At 56.6% G+C, this 25,574-nt stretch carries 25 protein-coding genes; 4 read left to right on the top strand and 21 right to left on the bottom strand.

The features are described from left to right. Both V8J88_RS01505 and V8J88_RS01500 read right to left on the bottom strand, forming a co-directional pair. Positions 1-1,890, bottom strand: a complete 1,890-nt coding sequence (locus V8J88_RS01505) for a LodA/GoxA family CTQ-dependent oxidase (RefSeq protein WP_338847378.1) — start codon at positions 1,888-1,890, stop codon at positions 1-3. A 21-nt stretch (positions 1,891-1,911) separates the two neighbouring features. Continuing rightward, positions 1,912-3,120 (bottom strand): ferritin-like protein, encoded by a 1,209-nt coding sequence (locus tag V8J88_RS01500; RefSeq protein ID WP_338847377.1) that lies wholly within the window; start codon positions 3,118-3,120, stop codon positions 1,912-1,914. 452 nt (positions 3,121-3,572) lie between these two features. On the opposite strand from V8J88_RS01500, the gene V8J88_RS01495 reads away from it, so the two are divergent. Next, complete coding sequence (locus tag V8J88_RS01495) at positions 3,573-4,163, top strand: putative adhesin (RefSeq protein WP_338847376.1); 591 nt, start codon at positions 3,573-3,575, stop codon at positions 4,161-4,163. A gap of 16 nt (positions 4,164-4,179) precedes the next feature. Here the strand turns inward: V8J88_RS01495 and V8J88_RS01490 are convergent, their stop codons facing one another. The 11 genes from V8J88_RS01490 to V8J88_RS01440 all read right to left on the bottom strand — a co-directional run bounded on the left by V8J88_RS01490 (position 4,180) and on the right by V8J88_RS01440 (position 15,170). After that, positions 4,180-5,499, bottom strand: coding sequence for a M48 family metallopeptidase (locus V8J88_RS01490; protein ID WP_338847375.1), 1,320 nt, complete (start codon positions 5,497-5,499; stop codon positions 4,180-4,182). A 63-nt stretch (positions 5,500-5,562) separates the two neighbouring features. After that, positions 5,563-6,492, bottom strand: coding sequence for a helix-turn-helix domain-containing protein (locus V8J88_RS01485; protein ID WP_338847374.1), 930 nt, complete (start codon positions 6,490-6,492; stop codon positions 5,563-5,565). A 7-nt stretch (positions 6,493-6,499) separates the two neighbouring features. Beyond that, the gene (locus V8J88_RS01480; protein ID WP_338847373.1) at positions 6,500-7,411 is read right to left on the bottom strand and encodes a DMT family transporter; all 912 of its coding nucleotides are present in this window, start codon (positions 7,409-7,411) and stop codon (positions 6,500-6,502) included. A 159-nt stretch (positions 7,412-7,570) separates the two neighbouring features. Beyond that, positions 7,571-8,947: a cell envelope integrity protein CreD gene (gene creD, locus V8J88_RS01475; protein WP_338847372.1), complete on the bottom strand. Its 1,377-nt coding sequence runs from the start codon at positions 8,945-8,947 to the stop codon at positions 7,571-7,573. Positions 8,948-9,100: 153 nt separating this feature from the next. Next, positions 9,101-10,561: a two-component system sensor histidine kinase CreC gene (creC, locus tag V8J88_RS01470; RefSeq protein ID WP_338847371.1), complete on the bottom strand. Its 1,461-nt coding sequence runs from the start codon at positions 10,559-10,561 to the stop codon at positions 9,101-9,103. Positions 10,562-10,576: 15 nt separating this feature from the next. Further along, positions 10,577-11,275 carry a two-component system response regulator CreB gene (creB, locus tag V8J88_RS01465; protein WP_338847370.1) on the bottom strand — a complete coding sequence of 233 codons (699 nt, stop codon included), beginning with the start codon at positions 11,273-11,275 and terminating at the stop codon, positions 10,577-10,579. Between the two features lie 45 nt (positions 11,276-11,320). Then, complete coding sequence (locus V8J88_RS01460) at positions 11,321-12,340, bottom strand: FAD:protein FMN transferase (RefSeq protein WP_338847369.1); 1,020 nt, start codon at positions 12,338-12,340, stop codon at positions 11,321-11,323. Continuing rightward, entirely contained in the window at positions 12,340-13,500 is a 1,161-nt protein-coding gene (locus V8J88_RS01455; protein WP_338847368.1) for a DUF3570 domain-containing protein, read from the bottom strand. Before V8J88_RS01455 ends, V8J88_RS01460 begins: the two co-directional genes overlap by 1 nt. Further along, the gene (locus tag V8J88_RS01450) at positions 13,487-13,696 is read right to left on the bottom strand and encodes a DUF4266 domain-containing protein (protein WP_338847367.1); all 210 of its coding nucleotides are present in this window, start codon (positions 13,694-13,696) and stop codon (positions 13,487-13,489) included. The genes V8J88_RS01455 and V8J88_RS01450 overlap by 14 nt, the downstream gene beginning before the upstream one ends. Continuing rightward, positions 13,693-14,190, bottom strand: a complete 498-nt coding sequence (locus V8J88_RS01445) for a TlpA disulfide reductase family protein (RefSeq protein ID WP_338847366.1) — start codon at positions 14,188-14,190, stop codon at positions 13,693-13,695. The genes V8J88_RS01450 and V8J88_RS01445 overlap by 4 nt, the downstream gene beginning before the upstream one ends. Further along, on the bottom strand, positions 14,190-15,170 hold the full coding sequence (locus V8J88_RS01440; protein ID WP_338847365.1) for a DUF4214 domain-containing protein: 981 nt from the start codon (positions 15,168-15,170) through the stop codon (positions 14,190-14,192). The genes V8J88_RS01445 and V8J88_RS01440 overlap by 1 nt, the downstream gene beginning before the upstream one ends. A gap of 230 nt (positions 15,171-15,400) precedes the next feature. Here V8J88_RS01440 and V8J88_RS01435 point away from each other — a divergent pair, with 230 nt between their 5' ends. After that, the gene (locus tag V8J88_RS01435; RefSeq protein WP_338847364.1) at positions 15,401-15,796 is read left to right on the top strand and encodes a YciI family protein; all 396 of its coding nucleotides are present in this window, start codon (positions 15,401-15,403) and stop codon (positions 15,794-15,796) included. A gap of 115 nt (positions 15,797-15,911) precedes the next feature. Here V8J88_RS01435 and V8J88_RS01430 read toward each other — a convergent pair whose 3' ends face one another. The 5 genes from V8J88_RS01430 to V8J88_RS01410 form a co-directional block, all read right to left on the bottom strand. Next, positions 15,912-16,406 carry a hypothetical protein gene (locus V8J88_RS01430; protein ID WP_338847363.1) on the bottom strand — a complete coding sequence of 165 codons (495 nt, stop codon included), beginning with the start codon at positions 16,404-16,406 and terminating at the stop codon, positions 15,912-15,914. Positions 16,407-16,426: 20 nt separating this feature from the next. After that, entirely contained in the window at positions 16,427-17,017 is a 591-nt protein-coding gene (locus V8J88_RS01425) for a hypothetical protein (RefSeq protein WP_338847362.1), read from the bottom strand. Between the two features lie 194 nt (positions 17,018-17,211). Then, positions 17,212-17,505, bottom strand: a complete 294-nt coding sequence (locus V8J88_RS01420) for a hypothetical protein (RefSeq protein WP_338847361.1) — start codon at positions 17,503-17,505, stop codon at positions 17,212-17,214. A 48-nt stretch (positions 17,506-17,553) separates the two neighbouring features. Beyond that, positions 17,554-18,354, bottom strand: a complete 801-nt coding sequence (locus V8J88_RS01415) for a hypothetical protein (protein WP_338847360.1) — start codon at positions 18,352-18,354, stop codon at positions 17,554-17,556. Positions 18,355-18,367: 13 nt separating this feature from the next. Beyond that, positions 18,368-19,069: a hypothetical protein gene (locus tag V8J88_RS01410; RefSeq protein WP_338847359.1), complete on the bottom strand. Its 702-nt coding sequence runs from the start codon at positions 19,067-19,069 to the stop codon at positions 18,368-18,370. A gap of 6 nt (positions 19,070-19,075) precedes the next feature. On the opposite strand from V8J88_RS01410, the gene V8J88_RS01405 reads away from it, so the two are divergent. Beyond that, positions 19,076-19,438 (top strand): hypothetical protein, encoded by a 363-nt coding sequence (locus V8J88_RS01405; protein WP_338847358.1) that lies wholly within the window; start codon positions 19,076-19,078, stop codon positions 19,436-19,438. A 334-nt stretch (positions 19,439-19,772) separates the two neighbouring features. On the opposite strand, the gene V8J88_RS01400 is transcribed toward V8J88_RS01405, so the two are convergent. From V8J88_RS01400 to msrA, 3 genes are read right to left on the bottom strand one after another with little or no spacing between them, the layout of a single operon-like run. After that, positions 19,773-23,237 carry a PAS domain S-box protein gene (locus V8J88_RS01400; protein WP_338847357.1) on the bottom strand — a complete coding sequence of 1,155 codons (3,465 nt, stop codon included), beginning with the start codon at positions 23,235-23,237 and terminating at the stop codon, positions 19,773-19,775. 9 nt (positions 23,238-23,246) lie between these two features. Then, complete coding sequence (locus tag V8J88_RS01395; RefSeq protein ID WP_338847356.1) at positions 23,247-24,287, bottom strand: HD domain-containing phosphohydrolase; 1,041 nt, start codon at positions 24,285-24,287, stop codon at positions 23,247-23,249. 31 nt (positions 24,288-24,318) lie between these two features. After that, complete coding sequence (gene msrA / locus V8J88_RS01390) at positions 24,319-24,849, bottom strand: peptide-methionine (S)-S-oxide reductase MsrA (RefSeq protein ID WP_338847355.1); 531 nt, start codon at positions 24,847-24,849, stop codon at positions 24,319-24,321. 191 nt (positions 24,850-25,040) lie between these two features. Between msrA and V8J88_RS01385 the strand changes: the two genes are divergently transcribed. Beyond that, entirely contained in the window at positions 25,041-25,562 is a 522-nt protein-coding gene (locus V8J88_RS01385; protein ID WP_338847354.1) for a flavin reductase family protein, read from the top strand. The last annotated feature ends 12 nt before the right edge of the window (positions 25,563-25,574 follow it).

Raw genomic sequence — 25,574 nt, 5'->3', positions numbered from 1 at the left:
TCAGCTTGGGCTGAACGGGCGCGGCAAAGCGCGTTCAACTTCGACGAAGCGTTGCTGCTCGCCTTCGCCGCGCTCCAGCACAAAGCCCAGTCCGGCCCAATAGCGCACCATATCCACATCGTCGGCAAACATGATGTAGGTGGAAGCCATCTGATCAAAGTCGGTACCCAGCCACGGCACTTGCATGCCCGTCCCCAATGACGGCGGATTCGGCACATCCGCATCAGCATCCGGGCCGGCTTTGACGCTGGCTTGCGGATCGAGATAGACATATTCCGGACGCTGCGCCGGCCACCACCACAAAATCCGCCCATCTATCGGCTGCGATGAGCATTCATTGAAGTCCGCCTGCCATGGCACCGCCATATAGCGTGTCACATCGCCCGGTTGCAAACCGATGGCCGGATCGAAGCCCATGCCCAGCGGGCCAACTGCGACAAACTGATGGCGGATGCGGAATGGCTCTTGATAAATCGCCGGATTGCGCGAAATCCAGGTCATTTCAATCCCCGGCGAGAATGCGCCGCCGACACAGTTTTCCAACACCCCGCGCGTAATGGCGTCGCCCGGCTGGCTGACAGCGCTGTTGCGCGTGAAAAAGCCGCGCGCCCATTGCTGCAGGAAGAAATACTGGGTGTCGGTCAGGCGCAGATATTTGGCCGGGGCATGGCCTAAAATCAGGGCATTGTCGCCCGCCAGATACGGCATCATGGTGGCGCCGACGCCTGCGCGCGGGCCGGTTGCGCCGGCGTCCTTGAGGTTGTTGACGATCTCATTTTCCGCATTCGGCGGGCGCAGGAAGTCCAGAATATACTGGCGCAAACCGGCCAGCGCCGGATCGCCCTGCACCACGCCATTCGGCAGGGTGACAGTCTTGCCCAGCATCTCGAAATCAAATTTATGCGGCTTGGGCGGAATCGCTGCGACCCAGGGATATAAAATTCCGCGCTCCAGCAAAGGTTTGATTTCGCCGTCAAAGTCAGGCCAATAGCCTTGTTGCCCGGCATGCCAAAATCCGCTTTGATAAATCGCCGGATAAGCCCCGGCGCGCACTGCGCCATCAAAAATGGTGTCGTACAAGGTGACCAGATTCGGAATTTGCGGCGCATACGACGGCGGCCCCACCATCACGGTGGCGGCGGCGGCTTGCACCGTGCTGCCGTCGGCGAATTCGATGGTGGCGCACACCGGGCCATCCGAGGTGTCATCCCACCAGCCGTCATTATTGGCGTATTCGCCAATCGTGGCGTTCGGGTCAGCGCTGCCGGAAATGCCAAAGCCGCCCAGCACCCACAAGCGCCCTGCCCCATCGGTTTGCAATTCGCCCAGAGTGGTGATGGCTTTTTGCTGGCCCGGCGGCACGGTTTGACAGGCCACGATATCCGGTTCTGCCGGGTACAGCGGAGCCGGCGGAAAATTCAGCCCGGCATAGCCGGCTGGCGCGCTGGCGGCATTGAACTGCACCCCGCTTTGCTGGCGTCCGCTGATATTGCGCGGCCCGGCGTCTATCATCAACTGATTGCGATTGACTTCCGCCGCATTGCGCAGCGCGTGGTTGGAGGCATAGCCGTTTTCCCCCAGCGAGGTTTGGAAGATATACCAGCTGGCTTTTTTATTCGCCAGATGCACTTCCCAGGTAATGCTTTTGATATTGCTGCTGTCAAGCGTGACTTCGCTTTGATTGCCGGCGTCATCGACTGCATAAATCGTGAATTGCGCCGCCTGGCGGCACAGCTTGCCGTTTTCATCGCGCAAATCGGCTTCGGTGAAAGGCGAGCCATCTGGATTTGTCGGCAAACCGCGATAAACCTCAGGCCCGATATAAAACTTGGCCGGCGCATTGCCTACCCGCGCCACTCCGATCGCGGGGAAAATTTTGTATTGCGTCATACTGCCTCCCAATGATTTCGCTTAGACCTTGACGATTTGTTGAATGCGGCGCTCCAGCGCCAGCATGACGCTGCGGTCTTGTCCGCCGAGCAGATCGCCGGCGCCGAGCGCCGCCAATTGATTGCGCAAATCCGCCATGGTTTGGCCCGGGGTATACAGATAGGTCGGGGCCGCATTCGGGCCGATGCTGGCATCTCCCTGGGCGCGCGCCGGGGTTTGCATCATCATGCGCGCCAGATCCGGCAGCACGGCATGCATGAGCGGCAAGACCAGCGAGAAGAAGCTGTCATTTGGCGCTTCCGGCGTATTGTGGAACGCGGCTTCCAGCGCATCCAGCATGATGCTGTAAGCGCAGTCAAACGCTGACACCAGCGCCAGCGCAGTGGGTGAAGTGAAATCCGCGCGCAGCGGGTTGGAAATAATCGGATAGGTGGCAGGGAAGTTCGCCGTATCCAGCGCCACTTTACGGAATTTGACAAAGTGCGACATTTCCAGCGGCGTGCCGATGATCGGGCCGTAAGTGCCGTCGCTGCGCTGGCCATAATGGTTGTACGCGCCAAAGCTTTCCACCGGAACCAGTGACTGTCCCGGCGGCACACTGCCCTCGCCTTGCTGCATGATTTGCGTGATGCCGGCCAGCGCGCTGTCCATATCTGTCACCAGCAGCGGCGTGCCGCCGAATTTGCCGAGATAAATATCGGTGCGTTGCAAACCGGCGGGATTGGCTTCAAACAGCGGCGTGCTGCCGTTATAGGCTTTCATGCCGTCAATCAGCGCTTCATACAATTGCGCAATCGTGTCGTAATTCGTACCTTGCGCAGGGGCATGCGCCGGGGCCGGCTCTTCAATCGCCACAAACACATTTTCAAATACATCCGGTGAGGCGCGATACAAGCCGACCAGCGGCGTGGTGGCCGGATTGGCTTGCGGCAGATAGCAAGGATAGCTGGGGGCCGCTGCGCCGGTGAAAAGCGGCAGACCGCCCAAAGCGATCAGAGTGTTGGCAGCCTGATTCAAATGGAACATTTCTTCCATCACCACGCTGCGCAGCAGGCGGTAGGCTTCGGAATTGACATCGCTGATCGAATACAGCGCAGTCAGATAGGCGGGAATGGTGGTGAATTCAACTTCAATCGCCAATTGCGCCGCTTCCTGCAGCGCGATACGGTCATCAGTGGTGCTGCGTATGCGTGCAAACAAATCGCTCACACGGTGGTTCGGTGTAGCCATTATTTCTCCTTTGCGCAAACCCAAATGGCGGACGCCGGAGAACGGACGCAAAGCCGCCAGCGCGGTGAAGATGGATCTAACGGCGTGCTGGCGATGCGCTTGCGGCTGGTCTCTGCAATCCACTTACTTCCCGCTTGTACTGATGCGGTGGCGTTCGGATTGTAAGAGCAGACGGCAAAGCAAAGCCCGGCGCGCTGCATAAATATATTGATTTGCTGTTTTGCGTGGCTAAAAAGCGGCAATTGATTACACCAGGGAAAAACGGCACGGCGAATTCAACCTTATTTTCCGGGACAGTACTAGAAATGAAAACGGCTGTGGCGGCAAGCATGTAATGCCAAGTAATTCTCTGTAATTGGCCAGCCTTGGGTAATCCACAATAATATCGCATCGGTTCTTGATCAGCAGCAATATCTGCACACAGGAACGCCCCACTTTTTCTGGAGAATCAAATGCCCGCTTTAGCCAGCAATCAAACCGAACTTGGCAGCAATGTGTATTTTTTTGAAAGCCCCGCCCCCAATACGGCGGATTGCATCATCATGGCGCATGGCGCCACAGTGGCCGGCAACGCCTTTATCGTGCCCGCCAACGTCACGATTTTATTTGAGGCTGACGCCGGGCAGGCGGTGGTCAATCATCAAGGTTCGATCCGCAGCCGCCTGGGATTGCCCCAGGCGCCGGCAATCCCTCACCGCAACCGTTATCAGGGCGGCGCCAGATGTCCAGACCAAATCCTGGGCAAGGCCTTGGGCCAGCATTGGGATGATCCGGGTCAGCGCGATGGCAATGACTACTACCGCTTCGTACAACAGGCCATGACTACCGGACACGGTTTGGGCAATTGGGCGCCGCATTTTATCTCCATTCGCAATCGCAAAGGCCTGTTCAGCAAAGAATTTGTCTGGCTCAGCGAGGTGGTGCGCTTACTCAGGACGCACAAACCTGCTGTGACCAATATCTATTCGTATGGCTGCCGCAATTACGATACTTCCGGCGCCTTGGCCAGACGCGCCGGCAATCGCGCCTATATCGCCACCTGATTGCCGGGCTGAGGTCTCAGGGTTTGACGGCAGGCGGCCAATGTTCCGCCTTCCAGCGCATCGCCGCGTAAATTCTTTGGCGCGGCGCCGGGTGATCATAAAAAAACACTTCTTCCCAATAACCCGGATTGGCTTTGCGGTATTCCAGCAATTTCAAATGCACTTCCGCAACCCCGTCCGGCTGGGCGGCGGCATTCAAACCAAACAGATCGGCTTCGATTTCCGCAACGCGGATGGCGCTGCTTTGCAGCGGCGTGGTCAGTAAGCCATACAGGGATATCAAGAGCATGATCAGCGGCAAACTGCCGATTTGCGCCATCTCGCGCACGCTCCATGCTGCGCCATAACGCATCAGCAGACTGCGCGCCAGCCAATGCACAAAGGCGAACGCCAACAACGCCAAAAGCGACAAAATCAGCAGCGCACGGTACACATGGTTCAAGACATAGTGTCCCAATTCATGGCCCATCACGCCTTCGATTTCGGGGTGGGAGCAGCGTTTCAGCAGATTGTCATTCAAGCGGATGGCGGCGGTATTGCCGATGCCGCTGACATTTGCGCTGATGCGATTCGATTGGCGCGAAGCGTCAAACTGCAGCACATTATCCGCCGGCACGCCGTTGGCGCGCGCCATGGCTAAAATCTTGCTGCGCAATGGCCCTTCGGCCAGCGGCTTGTACTGATTGAAAACCGGATCGAGATACACCGGCGCCAGCAAGATAAAAAACGCCAGCAAAGGCAAACAGGCGCCCGCGCCCCACAGCCACCACTGCTGCGGGCTGCGCTTGATCAGCCACAGCAAACTGCCCAGCAGGATGGCGCCAATGATGCTGAAAATCAGCATGCCCATCGCCACCTCATGCAGCCATGCGGCAAAGCTTTGATTTGACAAGCCATAGGCATGTTCGCGGTAAAACCCCTCGTACACCGTCAACGGCGCTTGCAACAAGGCCAGTAAGATCAAAAACACAAAGGAGGCGATGAAGGTGGCCAGGGCGCCCGGCAGGCGGCGCGTCAGGCGCGCATGCAAGCGCGGCAGGATTTGCGCGCCAAGCAAGAGCAGACAGGCGCCGATGGTGGACAGCACATTCCACAGCCGCAGCCAATAGCCGCCTTCAAAATACGCATCCGAACGCGCCAGCGCCGCCGCCGGTACGCGCGCCAGATAGGCGGCGGTGGCCTGTTCCGGGTCGCGCGGCAAAGCGGCGCGCCAGGCATCATCGACGGCGGGAATCTGCGCCATCAAGCGCGCATTGTCGCCAGCCGGCGCGAACCAGGCAAGCAAGGCCGCCGCCAGCAGCATCAGGATTAAAAACGGCCAGAAAATTTTTTGCACCACATGCCCCCTTTTTTTTAATGGAAGGGCGATTCTACATGGCAAGAATGCAGGTGAATGTTTTTACGCGCTTTGCCGCAATTTTCTTTGCCGTTCTTCGCGCGGGGTCAGACCATACAGCGCGGAAAAGGCGGTGGAAAAATGCGAGCCGGAAGAAAAGCCGCACATCAAACCCACTTGCACGATGGAATGATGCGATTCGAGCAGCAAAGTGCGGGCGCGCGCTAAGCGCATTTCCAGGTAGTAACGTGAAGGCAGATTGGAGAGATATTGTTTAAACAGCCGTTCGAGTTGGCGGCGCGAGATATCGACCAATTGCGCCAGATCGTCGGATGAAAGCGGCTCTTCGATATTCGCCTGCATCAATTCCAACACTTCCACCAGCTTGGGCGGCAATTGCCGGCTGCCCTGGATTTGCACCTGCGGCGTATGCGCGGCGCGCACATGTTCGATGCACAGCTGTTCGCGCAAGCGCAGCGCCAGTGCGGGGCCGTAGATGCTTTCCAATAAACACAGGCCAAAGTCCAACATGGCCACGCCGCCGCAGCAACTCAGCACCCCGTGTTCATATTCAAACAAATTGGCGCTGAGCAAGCCATCTTCGCCCTCCCAATCGGCATGCAAAGCCAAGGGCAGCGCCACCCGGCAATGCTCCAGCGCGCCGGCGTGCGCGGCCCAGGCGATAGCGCCGCCGCACACGCCCCACGGCGCAGTCTGGCGCGCCTGCTGCAGTTGCGCAGCGAAGCCGGCAGCCGGGGCCGCTTCAGCATCCGCACATAAAATCAGCAGGCGGGTGGCGGGCGCATATTCCACCGCCGCATCATCGGCATGCGCCAGGCGCACTTGCAAACGCCCCGGCCCGAGCAAACGCTGGCCCTGCTGCAGCAAACTGGCCAGCATTTGCGCGCCAAAACCCGCGCCCGCTTCCTGTCCGCATTCCATCACATGCAGAGCAAGCGGTGCGACGGCCAGATGCGCCAGGGGAAAACTCATGCTTGCCTCAATCCGGGGTCAGTAAAGTCTTGGCTTGGGTGCGTTGCCATTGGCTGACAATCATACCCGCAATCATCAAGAGCGCGCCGGCAATCGCCGCTTGCGACATGGTTTCGCCCAACCAGAAAAAACCGACAATCGCCGCCGCCGCCGGTTCAAAGGCGTAAATCACGGCGGCTTCATTGGCGCTGGTGTTTTGCTGGCCCCAGGATTGCACCGAAATCACGGCGGCGGTGCAAAACGCGCCCAGGTACAGCAGATTCGGCCAGTTTTGCAAAATCACCGCCCATTGATGTTGAAAATAATTCAGGCTGTCGATATGTTTTTCCACCGCCAGCGTGGGCGCTTCGACGATTAACAGATACAGCAAGGCGGACAGCATCACGACCCAGATCTGGGTGGCGGTGAAGCGCATCAGGCTGGCCACTTTGCGGCTGTAGATTTCCATCATTTTGATATACACCGCATACGCCAAGGCGCACAACAAGGTCAAGGTGTCGCCAAACGACCAGGCCGCATCTTCCCAGCACAAGAGGTATAAACCCAGCATCGCCATAGCGACCGCGAGCATGATGCGACGATTCGGCAGCGCCCCCAGCAAGATGCCAAGCAGCGGCACGATCAAGACATTTAAACCGGTGATGAAGGCATTGCGGTTGGAGCTGATGCGCGCCAAGCCTTCGACTTGCAAAATAAAACAGAGAAACAGCATGCCGCCCATCAGCAAACCTATCTTCACATCGCGCCACTGCAAGCCGCGCAGAAAAGGGATTAACAGCAAGGCCGCCAAAAAAAAACGGGAAAAAATAATCCACACCGGAGTCATGCTGGTGGTCAGATCTTTCATGGCGGGGAAGGTGGTGCCCCAGGCCAGGGTAACGAACAAAAGCGCGAAAATGCCGCGCATGTGCTTGGACATGTATAACTTCCGGTAGTTGTGAGGTGGGCTGCCGCTGCAGGGCAAAGGCGGTAATGGTATGCGCTGGCGGGGTGGTTTGGCAAGTTTGGGGAAGCGTATCAACAAAGCCATCAGGCACTGCCGGCAGTGCCTGATGGCTTAAGTTTGACAATTGCAGCACTAATTCTGTGGCTCGGGGCTGACTTCAACGTGTTTTCCGATCTGGTACCAATCGACTTTCCGGGTGACCAGCATGATGGCCGCGAGGACTGCGAATAATAAGGTGCTACCCATAATCAAGGCGTTATCTTCCGACTGTAAAAGGCCATAGAGCACTGCGTACAGAACCGTCAATGCAAAACCAAATCCCAGCCCGCGTTTCCAATTTTGCAGTACATGGGCGAGATAGAAGGCAATCAGGCTGATACAGGCAACACTGGCGACTAAGTAAGCTTTGATGAAGGCGATGTGCTCGGACAAGCTTAACAGCAACAGGAAGAAAATCACCAGAGCCAAACCAACCAAAATGTATTGCACAGGATGAATCCGCAGTTGCTTCAAGACTTCAAAAAGGAAGAAGGCGGCGAATGTCAAGGCGACGAACAGCAAGCCATACTTTGCTGCGCGTTGCGTTTTCGTATAGGTGTTGACTGGCTCGATAAAGCCAACACCGAAGCTATCAATTTGCGGCGCAGCCTGTTTTGCTGATAGTTCGGCGTCCGTTATTTGTTGTTGTGCATTGCTGGCGAGCGAGGAAATCTTCCATACAACATTGAAACCGTCGCCATCAATTTTACGTTCCTGCGGATTGGCCGAGGGTAAAAAACGGCCGAAAAAATGTGGATGTTGCCATTTCGATTGAACCGTGAATTGGTTATTTTTGCCAATCGGGACGAAAGCCATTTGCTCGATGCCGTCGATCATGAGATTCAGATCAAAACTCATTTTACTGCCTTGTTTAAGCTTGGCCAGCGTGATAGGTGCATGCAAACCTTGAGTGAGCTGAGTAAGCCCGCTATTTTGTTTGAATTCGTAACGCTCACCTGCGAGCGTAATATGCGGAACGTTTTTAAGGCCACGGGTATCACTGAGGCCCAGACTAAGGAAAGGCTGTCCCAGCGCGATGTGCGAATTCGGTTTTTCAGGAGCAATTTGTTCCAGCACGGGAATGTCGAAGTCTCCAGTAATCTTGTGCTGTCCGCTATACACTAAGATTTTGTACATGCCACGATAGCGCTGCGCGGTTTCCATATTGGCGGAAAGTGTCAGTTCATTCGGGAAGATGTATACGTGACGATTGAGTTTTAGATTACGTACCACCTTTTGTTTGGTGGTGTCATCGATCTGTTCTTCTTGATAAGTTTCCGTGTAAGGAATGACGAGCAAAGGGCCGACTAAAGTCTGTTTCGACACGGAATCCGCAGCAATGCTGCTCACCGCTTCGTCACGGTAATGGATACGGGATGTAATGATCCCCTCGACCATCATGAGAGGAATCGTAATCAAAGCGACGAGTAGTAAAATACTCAACACTTTGAGTAGCAAGGTTTTTTGCATGCAGTGCTCCATGAATCAGTTCTAAGGAGCATCCACTGTAAGCGGCCTGTGTGAGGCTTGAATGAGGTCTGTGTGAAGGGGCTAAGCTCTTTTTTGACGTTTTGTGTGTTTTATGTGAAGTTGATCGCCATCACGAGAGTGATGATTGGTCGCCTAAATCGGCAAACGTAATTCCACTCTGGCGCCAATAGGTTTCTTATTATTTTCTGCGTAACGATTGCTTAACTCCACCGTTCCGCCATGTAAACTCACAACTTCTTTGACGAAAGGCAGGCCTAATCCGGTACTCTTGCCACTGTCAGGACGAGGCAAGGAATAGAAGCGGTCAAATAATTTATTGATGGCATAGTCGGGAATGCCGACGCCATGATCATCAATACGGATGCAGAGTTTTTCCTCGGCGACTTCCGCACACAGCAAGATGGCGCTTTCTGGCGCACTGAAAGCGATGGCGTTATCGATTAAATTGCCGAACGCTTGGCGCAGCAGAAGATGATCACCGCGCAGTTTGATATCGCCGCAATGGATTTCAAGCCGAATCCTCTTAGCTTGTAATGCGGTCTGGCTGTCCTTCGCAATTTCTCTGAAAAGTTGGGCGATATCTATGCTTTCAATATTATCCAAGCGTTGCTGCTTTTCCAGGCGCAGCAGTTGTAGCAGACGATCGATTAAATTTTTCTGTCGTTGATTTTGCTCGATGATATTGTTCAAAAAACGTTGACGGTCCGATTCCGGCATGTCTTCTTTAAGCAATTCCGCCGAACCTTGTATCGCAGCGATCGGGCTCTTCAATTCATGCGTTAAGGTATGCATCAAGGTTTCAACGTACTCCTTGCCATCGAGCTTAGCGCGCATGCTTTCGAGTGCTTGACCGAGCTCGCCGATTTCATTGTTACCCAGTTTGGGCAGACTTGTTTTGGCATCAACACTGACCGCCTTGGCATAGTCCTGCAGGCGCTTCAGTGAGCGACTGAGCCACCATGAAAATCCAATCCCGATCAATAATGAAATCAATAAAACCCAGAAGCTGCGTTGCAAAATTTTCTTTTGGCTGCGCTCAATAAACGGTTTGATGGTTGAGATTGGTTTGGCGATTGTCAGCACGCCGAGAAGACGTTGCGGCTTACCGTCGCTGCTATTGTCCATAATGGGTGCGGCCACATGCATAACGGTACTGCCTTCATCCTCAGGATCAAGTCGCGTGCTGCGCGCGCCGTATTGGCCGCGCAAAGTCAGATACACATCATTCCAACGCGAGTAATCTTTTCCGATGTCCTTATTGTCGGAGTCAAAAATCACAATCCCCCTGGCATCTGTGATGTAGATGCGGTAACCCAGTTGCGATTTGATTTTTTGTGCGTCGCTACTTTTTACATCAGCGCTTCCTTGCGCATGGCGTCCTATACGTTTAAGCAATTCGGCATGGACTAAATCTCCTTGTTTGACATCTTCGGCTACCATGCGGGCAAGTAACTGTGTGGTATCAACCAGTGCATCTTCTAAAGTCGCTCGTACGCCAGGGCGCACTTCCATCACAAATACATTCAGCACGAACCAAGCAGCGAGACCGAGGATCAAGAAATAGCCAAGTAAGATGCGCAAGCCAATCTTCATTACCTGTTCCGATCTCTAGGTTACGTCAATGCTATAGCCCATACCACGATGGGTTTGGATAGGGTCATCCTTGTCGTTGATCGCCTTGAGCTTGGCGCGCAAAGATTTAATGTGTGTATCGACGGTGCGATCCATGGTGTTGGCAGCGTCGGCCCACACTTTATCCATCAACTGCGCGCGTGAAAATAATTGATTAGGGCGCTGGATCAAAGTCTTGAGCAGCAGGTATTCATAGCGCGTCAAGTTCAAGAGACGCCCGTAATATAAAATGCGACCTTCTTCTTCGCGTAAGTCAAAGCGTTCTGGAACGTCTTGGCATTCAGGTTTGATTGTCGCGCCCGGCGCCATGTGACGACGTAAGACTGCACGTACCCGGGCCACCAGTTCACGCGGGGAAAAGGGCTTGGTGACGTAGTCATCTGCGCCGATTTCGAGACCGACGATACGGTCAATCTCGTCGCTTCGAGCAGTTAAGAAAATCACAGGAATATTACTGTGTTGACGCAGCCGACGACAAACCTCAAAACCATTGAGATCAGGCAAGCCAACATCGAGCACCACCAAGCTGTAAGGATGATCGGGCGCTTGCAAGGCATCGAGTGCGGCTTGGCCTAGCGGCACATGATGAGGGGTAAAACCATCGGTAGCCAAGGCATACGCCAAATTATCAGCGATGGCGACTTCATCTTCTACTAAAAGTATTTTTTGTGACATGAACATTGATGCCGAGAGCAGAGGTCGGGCTGTGTTTATAGCTTATCAAGACGCGCAGGCGTTGAGCTTATCAGATTTTGTGTGTGTCGCGCCTATCACACCAGCCCCTTCCCCCGGCAAATCACAGCGCTTAACCTCCCCTGACGGCCCCACCGTGAGCCAGGCCAGGCCGCTGTTTTGTAAATACGCCTCGCCGTCCTGCTGCATCAACATGGCCAGGGTGCAGGCGCTGCCGGCCACTATCGCCAAGGGGGCGATGACTGACACGGATTGAAAATAACGCACACTTTGCCCGCTGTGCGGCAGCAGAATGTGGCAATGGCGCTGCCCGTCTTCGATCAAAAAGCGTTCGTAATCGCCGCTGGTGGTCAAGGCGCCGCCGGCCAGCGCCAGGCTGGCGATGCTTTGCTGCGGCTGGCGCGGGTGTTGGATGGCGATGCGCCAGGGCTGGCCATCGCTTTGCGGGCCGAGGATGCGCATATCGCCGCCCAGATTCAGATAGCCATGCGCCACCCCGGCTTGCTGCAGGATGGCGGCGGCGCGGTCGGCGGCGTACTCCTTGCCAAAACCGCCAAAGTCCACTTCCATCCCCGCCGGCAATTGCAGCCAATGCTGTCCCTGTTCAACAAAACGCTGGATGCGCGGCCACCCCACCAAGGGCAGCAGCGCTTGCAAAGCGTCCGGCGACGGCCTGCGGCCGCTGCGAAAATCCCAGGCGCGCCGCAACACGCCGGCGCTGATGTCAAATAAACCGCCGCTTTCCTGATACAGCGCAGCGGCATAATCCAGCAAGGCGGCGCTTTCCGCATCCAGTGCGCAGGGCGCGCCGCCGGCGCTGGCGTTGAGGCCGGATAAGACGCTGTCAGCGCGGTAGCGCGAATATTTGGCTTCGATGCGCTGCACTTCGGCCTGCGCCAGCTGCGCCAGCTGTAATCCTTGCGCAGCGGATGGCGCGGCCAACACCACTTCACAGCGGCAGGCCATGGCGGCAAAGGCGTAGCAAAACTGCGCTTGCGCGCCATTCGCCGGCAAGGGCTGGATCTGTTCCAGTGACACAGCCGCCATCACCAGCTCTTGCGCACGCCGAATTGCCAGGTGAGGGAGGAAAATGGATCCAGGTTCACGCTGCCATGATTGAACCAGGCCCAGTCGCTGCGCTGGCGATAATATTCAACACCGGCTTGCAGATGCCAATTGCCGGGCAATTCTTTTTCCACCAGCAGGCCGGCGCCCAGCGCGCCAAACGCGGCCAGGCGCTGATCCAGCGAGATATTCAATTTGCCGGCCAGCAGATCCAACACCGGCAAGCCAAGCGGGAATGGCGCTTTGAGCTTGGGGTCGTACACCGCGTCGGCGTAAAACTCCGCCGCGCCCTGGTTGTAATAGCGCAAGCTGGGGGTGATTTGCCAGCCGGCCCCAAGCGGCTGCACCCATTCCGCATGCAAGGTGTGCGAACGCACGCCAAAGCTGTCGCCGAAATAACGCCAGGAGGTGCGCAAGGTGGGCGCCAGCTTATCGTCCGGCGCGCCGAATTGGTGGTTCCAGCGCAGCATCAGAATCGAGGCATTGCGCGTGCGCGGGCGAAAGTCCAGCCGCTTATACGGATCCGAGTAATAGCCCTGTCCCAAGCTGCGGGTGAAGCTGACTTGCAGCAGGTCGCGCTCCGTCATGATCTGGGTCAGGCCCAGCAAAAAATCCTGCTGTCGCTTGCTCTGATTTTTCGCCACCCCGTTCACAGGGTTGATTTCATCCAGCGCCAGCGAAGTTCCAAACAGCAAGGTGCGGTTTTGGTTTTCATTCGCCCATTTGCCCTGGATGGCGGCAAAGCGAGAGACATAATCGTTTTCACCGGAACGCCCCAGCTGCAGCGCCAGGCTGCCGCGCGCAAAATGCCGCGTGATAGTCAGGTCAGCGGCGCGCCGCTCTTCTTCAAAATGCGAAGCCGATGAAACTGCGGTGTGATAACGCGGCGACGCGCCTGACACGGCGTCTTGCATCACATTCGCTTGCAAAGACCAGGCGCTGCCCAGCGGCAGGGTCAGATTGATGGCCGGCACGCGCACATGCACGCGCGAGAAACCCGGCTGGCGGTCGCGGTAATCCAGCCAATGCAGGGACATGCTGGCTTGCTCTGGCGCCTCTTCCGCCTGCACCGGCGCAGCAATCCCGGGCAGCGCCAGGGCCGCCGCCAATAAACGCGCAGCCGCGCCTTCAGTTGCAACCACAGCCGCCTCCTCCCACCGCGCCGCCGCCGGCGGCGGCTTCTTTGCTGACATACACATGCTGCTGCAGGCGGCTGCGCATGCCGTCTTGTTCAAGCTGCATGGCTTGGCGCGCCAGCATGCCTTTTTGCCAGGGCTGCACATCGGCGCACGCGCCCAAACTCAATAACAGGGCCAGACCAAGGATTTTTTTCATCATGGGCCTTTGGGGAAAATTTGCTGCAATTGCGCTTCCAGCTTGCTCGCATGCGCTTCATTGAAGCCGGCATGACGCTGCACGATGCGCCCTTGCGGGTCGATCAAAAATGAAGTCGGCATGCCGGGCAATTTGTATTGCGCCGCCAGCTTGCCGCCGGCGTCGAGGGCCAGAGCGAATTTCGCCGGATTGCTTTGCAAAAATTCTTGCGCGGCGCTGGCGTTGGCGTCCACGCTGACCGCCAGAATCTGCAATTGCGGCCATTTGTCGCGCAAGCTGTTCATGAAGGGAAAGGAGCGGCGGCAAGGGCCGCACCAGGAAGCCCAGAAATCCAGATACAGCCATTGGCCGCGATATTGCGCCAGGCTGTGCGTTTGCTCGCCGCCGCTCAAGGCCGGCAAATCAAACGCCGGCGCGGCGTCGCCCACGCTTTGCGCCATCACCGCAGCGGGCAGCAGTGCGACGCACAGCGCAGCGCAACTCAACAGCCGCCGCATCACGGCGCCCCCGCCGCAAACCAGGCGGCAATCGTGGCGCGTTCGGCATCGGTCATGCCGGTCATATTATTTTGCGGCATGGATTGCAGCGAAACAGTGAGGGCAATGCCGCTGGCGCCGTTTTTGATATCGCTCGCGCTGTCATATTTGATGATGCGCGCCGCCGGAAAACCGCTGATGGTGGGCGAGGCGGAATGGCAGGGTGTGCAGCGCGCTGTGACGATGCTTTGCGCCTGCGTCGATAATTTGCTGTTGACCAGCGAGGTGATGGTGGCGGTCAGGGTGGCTTGAAAGGCCTGCAAATCGGTGCTGTTGCTGACCTGATTGAGCATGCTGCGCACGGTGGCGTTAGCGCTCAAGCCGCCATATGCTTCGATCTTGGCGGCGCTGTCGAGCGAATTGGTGAAACTGGTGGCGACTGCGGTTTTCTTGCTGATGATGTCGATATCAGTCGATTGCGCGCCGGCCATGATGGACACTGCCGCATTCGGGCGCGTCAACTCACCGCTGTTGATTTTGGCTGACCAGTAGGCCAGACCGCCGGCATCCGGCGCGCGGTTGTACAGGTTTTGATACACCGCCGTCAAAAATTCTTCTGTCGTGCCGGGATACAGCGCTTGCGACTCTGCGCTTGTGCCGAAAAAATCGATCAGGGCTTTGACATTGGGATTGGTGAGATACGCTTGATTAATGCCTTGCACGGTGGTCGGGGCGCCGGCATTCAAGAGTTGCTGTTCAAAAAATGGCAGGCCGGAGGTGTCCGCCGGACGGCCAAAATACGCCACAAAAATACGCTGCACAGCATCCTGGTAATCCGATAACTGCGTGCCGGATTGGGCCGCCAGACTGACGCTTTTTGCCGCCAGCTTTGGCCCCGGCTGGCTCTCAGGACTGGCGCCGCCACAGGCGCTTAAGGCAAACACTGCTGACAATACGCCAAGTTGTGCAGCGCGCCGCACAATATACTGTTTTTGCTTCATCCCCCGCCTCCTTTTGTATTTTTGATATTGCGTCACTCAGTATAGTGCGGGCTGGCGCAGCGGCGGCGGAATCTGTTCCTGCATGTCGCGCAGGGACGACAAAGCACAAGAAAAGTGCGGGTTACACGTCCGCGCTGCGGAATTTGGCACAGGTGGAACCTGCCCCGCCGGCCCCGGTCAGAGCCGCATGCGCACGCCTGCGCCGTGCATCTGATTGGGGAGATAAGCTGATGATGAATTTTTTTCCGGGCGCGCTTGTCGCGCTGGCTGTGGCCTGCAGTTGCGCGGCCCATGCGGCAGAAGGCGCGCCAACGCCGGCCAAAGAGGTCAAAGATGTGCGCATGGTGATTCTGCATCGCCCCGGCCCGGCCTGGGTTGCCGGCAAGAGTGTGTTTGAACAAACGGGGATTGGCGCTCATGTGCAGCATTACCGCCAGCTGTTGCAACAAGGCAAGCTGGCGCAAGGCGGCCCGTTTTTGGATGGCAGCGGCGGCATGATGATTGCGCGGCGTGGCGCGAATGAGGCCGAAATGAAGGCGTTTGCCGCCGCAGATCCGGCTGTGCAAAGCGGTTTGCTGACCTTTGAAGTCAAGCAATGGCTGATCGGTATGCAGGATGGCGCATAAATCTTTGCCGCGCAGAGAATCATAGCGCTTGAGCCGCCGGGCAAACCATGCATTGCCCGCCGCCGCTTGCATGGTGGCGGCGGCAACTGCGCTTGCCGCGCCCATGCTGACCGGCTCATGCCGCTTGATACGCCTGCCGCCCGGCGTAATGCGCCAGCGCCTTGGAGGCGGGCAAATCGTCGCACAGCAAAGCGCTGATGCGATGGATCTGCAGCGCCTGGGTGCGCAGGCGGCGCAGCAATTCACTGAGCCAGACATATTCCCTGCCATATTCGCTGTCAACCGGACGCAGCAGCACCAGATGCGGCAATTCATCTTGCGCACACAAATTCAGTGCGCGAAATAATTGCAGCAGGCTGGCATACGATGGCAATGCTGCGCGCGCATTGCCAATTCCGCCGGACAAGATCAAATCGGGACACAGACCGGAAGCCCCGCCGGCGCCATCCGGCAATTGCAGGCGGATGCCGGCTGGCACATGAAAACTGTGGCCGGCCAGACTGACGCCATGCGCCATGATGACGCAAGACTCCACCTGCGCTTGCGGGCTTGCACAAAACAAGACGCCATTGCCCAACGCCGTCCACGCATTGATGAGATTGCATTCCATGACTGGCTCCTGTGCTTGCCTTAACCCTGATAGGCTTGCGCCCCCGCCTGACGCGCCGTGCGCCCCCCTTCATAGCCCCGGCAACCCAGGGAATAGAATTGGGAGACGTTGGCGTCATGCGCCCGCACCAGGCTGATGACTTTGCTCAGCCAGATATAGTCATTGCTGAAGAGTTTTTTGCGATTGCGGATGACGACAATATGCGGCGTCCAAAATTTGCCCTGCCTGGCGTTGTCCATCATTTGGTCTTGCAGCAACTCATAATATTCCCCATCTGCGCGGGTTTTTTCATCAGACCAGTGCGAACCCAGAATTTTGCCCAGCACCTGATCCAGGCAGCGGTGACCGCCAGCGGTAAGATTGAGCCGGTCTTTCGTGAATGGCGATGGCGTGATGCCCATCGCACTGCCAATCGGCCCCTGAGGCATGCCATTCTTTTGGCCTGCAGCCACGGCGAATTTCATCGTCACCCCGACTGGCAAATCGAAATAACGCCCCTGCACACAGGCGGCATGCGCCAGAATCGCGCAATCGCGCGTATTCTCCTGCGGGCTGGTAAAAAAATACACATAATCACCAAGTGCGGTTTGTCGTGAGGCGAGGGTTGTCATCTATGCTTCTCCAGTTTGGGCTATTGCTCACAAGCCATAGGCGCTTGCGAAGTGTTGCCATTATCATCAGCCGCAAACTGTATTGCCATTACCGGCCAATACAGATGATTACACCTGGCTACAAGTGATGTGGGGAGAGCAGTACAGTGGCTGCTGTACTGCTCTCCCCCATCTGCCATACTGGATTTGCTCCTTCATGCCTGCCTGGTGCGCTGCACGCCGGTATATTGGTACAATTTTTCAAGCGGCATGCCGGGGAAGTAACCGCGCCGCTTTGCCTCATACACCAATTGATGCCGGTTACTGACGCCAAACTTATTGAGCAAGCCCGTCATCACATTTTTCACCCGTCCGTAAGAAAGCTTCACGCGCGGCGCCAGTTCGCTGTTTTCCATATCCGGCTCACGCATCAAGAGATCCAAAATCTTCACTTCGCTCGCATGCATGACCGGTATTGCGTCACGTTGATCGCGGAACGCACGCATCATGTTTTCAGGGGTGAATAAGTAAACGCCTTCCAGGACTTGGCGCTCAAATCAATAGCGCCGCCGCGTGATCCAATCCCAGATGTCGATGAAGAAAAAGCGCAGGCGTGCGCGCCAGTGGCGGCGCACTTGATCGTAATAAAAGCTAGGTAAAACATCGGAAGGGCAAGCCCACACACGGCGTTCGCGAACATCGAAGAAGTACGCTTCATTGTCTTGGTTTTTGATGTACAAATCACGTCCTCCTGGCATGACATCCAGTGCAACAAAATACGATTCAGGGACGTGATGTTCGAGGTCGTCCCGCAAAGGGATGGTGTATATTTTTTCATATACAACGCGCTTATTAGTTTTAATATCTATGCCTATTAAAACACTATAGTCAGGCGCCGGATAGTCGTAAAAAAACATCTGCAAGTCGTGGTAATACATTGTATTTCTGCAAATAACCGGTGCAACCCACGTTGGTTTGCGGCGCTGATAAATTTGCTCTGGCGCAAAATCATCATCCGTCGCCGGGCGCACTGCGCGTGTGTGGATGTTGACCAGATAGCGGCGATGGAATTGGTTTTCAATCAAGATGTGTTGTTGATCCGTCATCCAGCGAAAGCGCTCAAAGAAGCAATCGTGGATGGCCGGCCCTGTGGGAAGCCCTAAAGCTTCGCTCAATGTTTCATCATATGAGACGGCATAAACCTGCACTTCCCACAGCACATTGTCGCTGGCGATGTCTCTGGCGCGCATCCAGCCGCTGCGTCGCTCAAGCGGCTCATAGGACTCAATGCGGATTTCTTCATAACGTATCCCGTCCTTCTCCAAAGGAGCGATTTCCCGGCTGATTCGGCTCACCATATCTTTTCCCTTCTCAATTAATCCGCGCCCGGGCGATTTCCAGTGGCGTGAGCATATCCGCTAAATTCATCACACAATAGGCCCAGCTGTCACTATTGGTGCTGGTTTTTACAAATGGCAAGCGGCTTTTCGTCGGTTTGATGCCATCTACTGCGGATTTATGGTCTGCAGTTTTTAACTCCCGGTGAGCGATTTCATGAATCAGCAAACGGGCGAAGTTGCGCGGCCCTTTGACGATTGGGTTTTCTTTAAACAACACTTGTTGGATGTAGATAGCTGATACCGGATCATTGCCCTTAAAAACAAAGGCTTCCGCATTAAAAAATTGCTGATCATATTCAGTCTGCACCTCACCGCGTAAACGTGGATGATCCAACAACACAATCTTGTTCGAGCGCAAGACATTAATGAACTTACGCAAGCCGCTCATCATCTCGCCAATGAATTTTTGCAACATGGCGTCGCTGGTTTCTTCATCGGCAAACCAGCACTTGAGGATTTCCCATGCCCGATTGCCGGGCTGGGCTTGTGACAACATGGCGTGTGCTTTTTCGGTATAGGCGGCGGCATGGGTGACAGCTTGGCCGAGTTGCTCACGGTGTTTTTCTTCCAGACGCCCCTCGCTTAACTTGATCAAGGTATCAATTTGTCCGGGATTTGCTTTTGCAATTTGTATGCTGGGCCAGTCTTTGTAAATGAAAGGCAAATCCAACACCCAAATATGATGATCGCCATAGCGCGCTTCCAGAAAAAAATGCTGGGCAAAGCACAGCGCAGCGATTTTTCGGCGGAACTTGCGGTCATCTTTCGGCGCTTTGCCAGATTTCAGCTCGCCCGTTGCGATCAACACGCCATCTGCCCCATGCGCCAAATGCGGTTGATAACGCAGCAAAAAATTCCGTTTGTAGTGGTAATGCTTACGCTTGCGCCAATCGTCGAATGCGCCGGCGTAGGCAGGGTGGGGGCCGTCATCAGCGAGCGCTTTGGCCAGGCGCTTGATGAGGTCTTGTTGGCCGGGATCAAAACCGCCGGCTTTCAAACAGGCGGCGGCGTCGCTCATTTCCTGGGAAAAACTGCGGGTTAATATGGAATCTGCATGAAAATCTGCTTGCATAACACGCTCCAAACAGGCGTCTATGTGGAAGGGATTAAAAGACAAGTTATGGCTTGAAAAAATGAATAAAATGCCATGAAAGCGGGCATCATAACATAATCAAACAGCGCGGTTATTTGTATTTTTAAACTTTCCGTATGGAAATGGCGCATTCATCCCCGCCTCGGCAATCGCTTGCCAGCAACTTGCTTTACTTAGAGATTTGCCGCGAAAAAACTGCAGGGGCCGGATAGCTTTTGTCAACGAAACAGCGTCAATGCACTCAAACAAGTGCTGAAATAGGCCTGTTACCTGCCGATTCTTCTCAGTGACGCACATCGCGCAACAGCGCTTGCGCCCCGCTTTCGATCAGGCTTTGCAAGGCGCTGTACACATCGTGCAGGGCGACTTCCAATTCATCGGTGATTTCCAGCAAATCGTCGATATTTTCGCCGTGCTTGATGGCCTGTCCCAGGCGGTCGGTTTGCGCCAGCGCTTGCTGGGCGCCGAAATTCACCAGTGCGCCGCGCAGGCTGTGCACTTCTGCGGAGACGGTGGCGTGTTCGCCGCGCATCAGGGCTTCCTGCAAGCGCAGCAAGAGTTGCGGGCCGTCTTTTAAAAAGATCGCGGCTAATTCGAGCAATAATTCGGCTTCGCCATCCAACCTTTGCAAAGCATGGCGCCATTGCAGCACCTGATCCGGGGCGCAGCGCTGCGCCTGTCCCTGATAGTGTTCCAGCATCTGGCGCAGGCGCGCGCTGTGCACCGGTTTGGACAGATAGTCATCCATGCCGGCGGCGAAGCAGCGTTCGCGGTCGCCCTGCATGGCGCGCGCGGTCATGGCGATGATGGGCACATGGCCGCCATGTTGCGCTTCCCAGGCGCGGATCTGGCGCGTCGCCGCCAAACCATCCAGCCCGGGCATTTGCAAATCCATCAAAATCACGTCATAGCGTTCGCTGGTGGCGCGCTGCACCACCGCCAGCCCATTATCAACCAGGGTCGCATGGTGGCCCAGCCGCTCGATCAGGCGCAAGGCCAGGCGCTGATTCACCAGATTATCTTCAGCCAGCAAAATTTGCATGCTGGCGCCCTGATGCGCGGCGTTTTCCAGCTGCGCGCTATGGCCTGCGCCGGCGGCGTTGGCCTGGTTGACGCGGCCCAGCAATTGGCGCACGCCTTCCAGCAATTCGCCGCCTTGCAGCGGGCGCACCAAAATCATATCGATCCCGGCCAGTTCGGCGCGGTCGTATTCTTCAGAGTCCGGCAGCTCAATCATCAGCGGCGGCGGGTGATTGCTGCGCAAAATTTGCTGCGCATGGGCAATCCCATCCTGCCCTTCGCTGTGTCCCAGCAGGATGAAGGCGGGCGGCGGCTGGCTCGACAGCCAGGTCAGGCCGGCGGCGATATTGGCGCATTCCGACACCACCAGCCCGGCATCGGTCAGGGTGTCGGCGGCAAAGCGGCGTTGTTTGCTGTCGCTATCGATGATGAGCACGGCCTGTCCCTGCAGCTGCTCCAAAGGCAGCATGCCGCCGGCTTCGCCCACATAGTGCAGCGGAATCGTGAAGCGGAAAATACTGCCTGCGCCCGGTTCGCTTTCAACTTCGATATTGCCTTGCATCAGTTTGACCAGGCGTTTGCAAATGGTCAGCCCCAGCCCGGTGCCTCCGTATTGCCGGGTGGTGGAGCCGTCCACCTGGGAAAACGCTTCAAAGATCAATTCCTGTTTATCGTGGGCGATGCCGATGCCGCTGTCGCGCACTTCAAATTCGATCAAGTTGCGTCCATCTGCGCTCAGGGCCGGGCGCAGTGACAGGACGATCTCGCCGCGATGGGTGAATTTCACCGCATTGCCGAGCAGGTTTAACAAGACCTGGCGCAAGCGGCCCGGATCGCCGCGCACATGGCTGGGCAGGGTGTCGGGAAATTCGCACAGCAATTCGAGTTCTTTTTCGTGCGCGCGCAAAGACATGGTTTTGGCGCTTTCCATCACCAGCTTTTTTAAATCAAAGGCGACGTCTTCGATATCGAGTTTGCCGGCTTCGATTTTGGAGAAATCCAGAATGTCGTTGATGATGATCAGCAAGGCGTCGGCGGAGCCTTTGACCAGGGTCAGATATTCGCGCACTTCGCGCGTCAGGGTGGTTTCCAGCGCCAGCTCGGTCATGCCGATGATGCCATTCATCGGGGTGCGGATCTCATGGCTCATATTCGCCAGAAATTCGCTCTTGGCGTGGCTGGCGGCCTGGGCGTTTTCGACTGCGCGCTGCAGCGCTTCGCGCACCGCGCGCTGTTCCGTGACATCAATCGAAAAGCCCAGCAGATACGATTCGCCCGGCGCAATATCGATCACGATGCGGTTGATTTGCAAATCCAGCGGCGGCTCGGTATTGCGGAAGCGCCGCTCGGTGGTCACCAGTTGGCGCGTGCGCCAGGCTTGCTCATCTTCATCGCGTGAGGCGCTGGCCCAGGCCGGGGCGCTGAATTCATCTATCTGTTTGCCGAGAATCTCTTCGCGTTGCAATTTGGAGAGTTCGGCAAAGGCGCGGTTGATGCGCACGAAGCGCCCTTCGCGGTCTTTCAAAAAGACCGAAATCGGCAATTGATCCAGAATCTGTTCAGATAATTCGCGCTGCCGCTGGGCCGCCTCTTCCGCCTGTTTGCGGCTGGTGATATCGAGCAGGGTGCCGGCCAGGCGCAAGGCGCGCCGGGCGCGCCATTGCACCACTTTGCCGCGCAGGGAGGCATGGCGCCAGCCGCCATCGCGGCTGGCGAAGCGCAATTCGAGATCCAGCTCGCTGCGCTGGCGCTTCAAGTGTTCATCCAGATGCTGTTGCCAGCGCGGCCAATCTTCCGGGTGAATCTGGGTGCGCCAGTGCAATTCCGCCGCATGCTGGGCGTTGTATCCCAGGTTTTTCCACCAGCGCGGATCGACATACGGCGCGTCTTGCGCCAAATCCCAATCCCATAAGCAGCTGTTGGTGGCCAGCAGAGCCTGGTGCAAGCGCTCTTCGCTTTCTTTGAGCTGGTCTTGCGCCATTTTTTGCTCGGTGATATCGACAAGCGAGCCGGTGAAGCCGGTGATGCGGCCCCGTTCATCTTCAATTCTGCGCGCCGAGACTTCAAGCCAGCGGTAATCGCCTTTGTAGGTGACGAAGCGGACGTGCAGCCGCATCATGTCGGTTTCGCGCTGGAACAGTGCTTGCAAATGCGCTTGATGCGATTTGCGGTCTTCCGGATGGACAAAGGAAAGCGCGCGCTGGCCCAGGCTTTCTTTGATGGTGAAGCCGGTGATGTCAAACCAGGATGGGTTCAGATAAGTCCAATGGCCGCGCGCATTGGCTTGAAAGACGATTTCGCGCAAGCCTTCCAGCATGCGCCGGTTGCGCGCTTCGGCTGCGAGCAGGGCCAATTGCTCGGTTTCGCGCTTGAGCAAGCCGTGTTCGAGCTGGCTGATGCGGTGCTGGCAGTCGCCCTGCAAATTTTGTTCACCCAGGCTGCGCGCCAGATGCGCTAATTGCTGCATGCCGGCGTCGAGTTCGGCTTGCAGGCTGTCGGCGCGCCGTTGCTGCGCCTGCAGTTGGCGCTCAAACAGATGCAGCGATTGCTCCATCACCAGCAGCAGCGACTGCAGGCCATCGGCCAGGCCGCCCTCGCCTTTTAGACGTAATTGATTCAGTTTTTGCTGTAATTGGGCATGCCCCTGGATGCCCAGGGCGGTGCGCAAATGCTGCAGCAATAAAGGATGCTGTATCGGTTGCGCCGGCAGTTGCGGAGGGAAAGACATCGGCTGCGCTCATTCATCCTGGAAACGCTGGCGGATTTGCTGCACTTCATCCCAGCAACCCAGCATCGCATCCACACAACGCGGGCAAAAATGGCTGCCCCGGTTCTGCTCCAGATAATCGCGCGCCGCCTGCAAGCTCCAGGCTTGTTTGTAGGGGCGCGCGGAAGTCAGGGCGTCAAACACATCGGCCACGGCGACGATGCGCCCGACCAGCGGAATCGCTTCCCCCGCCAGTCCTTGCGGATAGCCTTGGCCGTCGAAGCGTTCGTGGTGCGCCCGCGCGATGATGGCGGCTTGCTGCAGCATATCGGCGCGGCTGCTTTTCAAGAGTTCATAGCCGATTTGCGCATGCTGGCGCATGATCACCAGTTCTTCATCGGTCAAGCGTCCCGGTTTGAGCAGAATATGGTCTGGCGTGCCGACTTTGCCGATATCGTGCATCGGCGCGGCGTTTAACACCATTTCCTGCTCTTGCTCGGAGAGCCCGAGTTCACGCGCGATCAGGGCGGAGTAATGCGCCATGCGCTGAATATGGGCGCCGGTTTCGGGATCGCGGTATTCCGAAGCGCGGCATAAGAGCATGATGGTTTCCTGCTCGCGCTCGCGCAGTTCCTGGGTCGCTTTGCGCACTTCTTCGGTCAGCCAGCTGGCGCGGCTTTGCAAGCCCAGATTGGCGCGCCGCAATTGCAGCATATTGCGGGTGCGCGCCAAAAATTCGACTTTATCGATGGGTTTGATGAGGAAATCATTGGCCCCGCTCTCCAGCGCGCGGTGGCGCACTTCGATATCCTGGCTGGCGGTCACCATCAAGACCGGCGGCAAGTTCGGATCGTCGCCGGGATAGTGCAATTCGGCGATGAAGTCCAGTCCGTTCAGATCCGGCATCATATAGTCCAGGATCAAGAGGTCGTAGCGCTCTTTGCGGCAAAATTCGAGCGCTTCGCGCGCATGCTGGAAGGCCACCACCCGCACATCTTCGAGCTGGCTGACCAGGCGCGACATCAGCACCAGGTTGATATGGGTATCATCGACGACGACTACGGTATGCATGATGGCCCCGGATTCTGTTTGACAAGCCTGCTCAAACCTTGCTTCTGGCAGCGAAGATTTGACGGAATTTGGCGACCTTGGGCGCAATCACAATCGCACAATATCCCTGCTCCGCATGACGGCGGAAGTAATTCTGGTGGTGCGCCTCTGCCGGATACCAGTTCTCCAGCGCTTTGACTTCGGTCACCAGCGGCGCATCCCATACGCCGGCCATGGCCGCCATCACCGCTTGCACCTGGGCCAATTGCGAGGCCTGGCAGTAATACACCACGGAACGGTATTGCGTGCCGACATCATTGCCCTGGCGGTTCAAGGTGGTCGGATCGTGCATGGTGAAAAAGATTTCCAATAACTCGCGCAAAGTAATCAACTCATTATCAAAGCGCAGTTTCACCACTTCAGCGTGGCCGCTGGCGCCGCTGCAGACGCTGTGATAATCCGGATTGTCCAAGGCGCCGCCGCTATAACCGGACTGCACGTCAAGCACGCCACGGGTTTCCTGAAAAATGGCTTCCAGGCACCAAAAGCAGCCGCCGCCCAATACCACTTCTTCGATTGCCATCAGTTATCCCCCTTCGCCGAATTGTTACAATTCTAGCACATAGGCAAAAACCCAAGCCCGCCCCGGAATCCGGCTCGGTGCGCCTGGCGGCGGCCTGACTCAATAGAATACGCAATCACATGCAAAACCGCACGCCGGCCCTGATTTGCGGGATAATGTGCGATCAGCCGATCTGCTTTGTTGTATATCCCATGAATATCCGCCTGCCGCGCGCGCCCGCGCTCAATCCCGATTCCCAAGCCTTCCGCCATGCGCTGTCGCAATTCGCCACCGGCGTCACCATCATCACCACCCGCACCAGCGATGAAAAATTTCTCGGCCTGACCGCCAATTCTTTCAATTCCCTGTCCCTGGACCCGCCGCTGGTGTTGTGGAGTCTGGCCAACAGCGCCAACAGCTTCCCGGTGTTTTCCGGCAATTCGCACTATGTCATCAATATTCTGGCCGGGCATCAGCAGGAATTGGCGCGACGCTTTGCCGCCCGGATTGAAAACCGTTTTGAAGGCGTGCCGTATTCCCTCTCCCGTTCCGGGATTCCGGTGCTTGATGGCGTGGCGGCCTGGTTTGAGTGCCATAACCGTTCGCGTTACCCGGAAGGCGATCATGTGATTTTTGTCGGCGAAGTTGAGAATTTTGCCGTTTCGCCGCAGCCGGCTCTGATATATCATGGCGGCCAATTCAGCAGCACCCAATGCAACCTTGAGCAACCCTAGCAAACGCTAAGC

The organism is Massilia sp. W12, from assembly GCF_037300705.1.
Taxonomy (GTDB): Bacteria; Pseudomonadota; Gammaproteobacteria; order Burkholderiales; family Burkholderiaceae_D; genus JACPVY01.
The sequence above is the reverse complement of the archived record's forward strand: the minus strand, read 5'-3'. Positions and strand labels throughout refer to the sequence as shown.

Excerpts from the sequence above, each read along its gene's own strand:
- V8J88_RS01450 (WP_338847367.1), bottom strand. The coding sequence starts at position 13,696 with ATGATGAAAAAAATCCTTGGTCTGGCCCTGTTATTGAGTTTGGGCGCG.
- V8J88_RS01480 (WP_338847373.1), bottom strand. The coding sequence starts at position 7,411 with ATGTCCAAGCACATGCGCGGCATTTTCGCGCTTTTGTTCGTTACCCTG.
- V8J88_RS01400 (WP_338847357.1), bottom strand. The coding sequence starts at position 23,237 with ATGTCTTTCCCTCCGCAACTGCCGGCGCAACCGATACAGCATCCTTTA.
- msrA (WP_338847355.1), bottom strand. The coding sequence starts at position 24,849 with ATGGCAATCGAAGAAGTGGTATTGGGCGGCGGCTGCTTTTGGTGCCTG.
- V8J88_RS01445 (WP_338847366.1), bottom strand. The coding sequence starts at position 14,190 with ATGCGGCGGCTGTTGAGTTGCGCTGCGCTGTGCGTCGCACTGCTGCCC.
- V8J88_RS01415 (WP_338847360.1), bottom strand. The coding sequence starts at position 18,354 with ATGGTGAGCCGAATCAGCCGGGAAATCGCTCCTTTGGAGAAGGACGGG.
- V8J88_RS01430 (WP_338847363.1), bottom strand. The coding sequence starts at position 16,406 with ATGGAATGCAATCTCATCAATGCGTGGACGGCGTTGGGCAATGGCGTC.
- V8J88_RS01425 (WP_338847362.1), bottom strand. The coding sequence starts at position 17,017 with ATGACAACCCTCGCCTCACGACAAACCGCACTTGGTGATTATGTGTAT.
- V8J88_RS01485 (WP_338847374.1), bottom strand. The coding sequence starts at position 6,492 with ATGAGTTTTCCCCTGGCGCATCTGGCCGTCGCACCGCTTGCTCTGCAT.
- V8J88_RS01460 (WP_338847369.1), bottom strand. The coding sequence starts at position 12,340 with ATGGCGGCTGTGTCACTGGAACAGATCCAGCCCTTGCCGGCGAATGGC.
- V8J88_RS01505 (WP_338847378.1), bottom strand. The coding sequence starts at position 1,890 with ATGACGCAATACAAAATTTTCCCCGCGATCGGAGTGGCGCGGGTAGGC.
- creD (WP_338847372.1), bottom strand. The coding sequence starts at position 8,947 with ATGCAAAAAACCTTGCTACTCAAAGTGTTGAGTATTTTACTACTCGTC.
- V8J88_RS01435 (WP_338847364.1), top strand. The coding sequence starts at position 15,401 with ATGATGAATTTTTTTCCGGGCGCGCTTGTCGCGCTGGCTGTGGCCTGC.
- V8J88_RS01495 (WP_338847376.1), top strand. The coding sequence starts at position 3,573 with ATGCCCGCTTTAGCCAGCAATCAAACCGAACTTGGCAGCAATGTGTAT.
- creC (WP_338847371.1), bottom strand. The coding sequence starts at position 10,561 with ATGAAGATTGGCTTGCGCATCTTACTTGGCTATTTCTTGATCCTCGGT.
- V8J88_RS01395 (WP_338847356.1), bottom strand. The coding sequence starts at position 24,287 with ATGCATACCGTAGTCGTCGTCGATGATACCCATATCAACCTGGTGCTG.
- V8J88_RS01420 (WP_338847361.1), bottom strand. The coding sequence starts at position 17,505 with ATGATGCGTGCGTTCCGCGATCAACGTGACGCAATACCGGTCATGCAT.
- V8J88_RS01385 (WP_338847354.1), top strand. The coding sequence starts at position 25,041 with ATGAATATCCGCCTGCCGCGCGCGCCCGCGCTCAATCCCGATTCCCAA.
- creB (WP_338847370.1), bottom strand. The coding sequence starts at position 11,275 with ATGTCACAAAAAATACTTTTAGTAGAAGATGAAGTCGCCATCGCTGAT.
- V8J88_RS01500 (WP_338847377.1), bottom strand. The coding sequence starts at position 3,120 with ATGGCTACACCGAACCACCGTGTGAGCGATTTGTTTGCACGCATACGC.
- V8J88_RS01440 (WP_338847365.1), bottom strand. The coding sequence starts at position 15,170 with ATGAAGCAAAAACAGTATATTGTGCGGCGCGCTGCACAACTTGGCGTA.
- V8J88_RS01405 (WP_338847358.1), top strand. The coding sequence starts at position 19,076 with ATGATGATCGCCATAGCGCGCTTCCAGAAAAAAATGCTGGGCAAAGCA.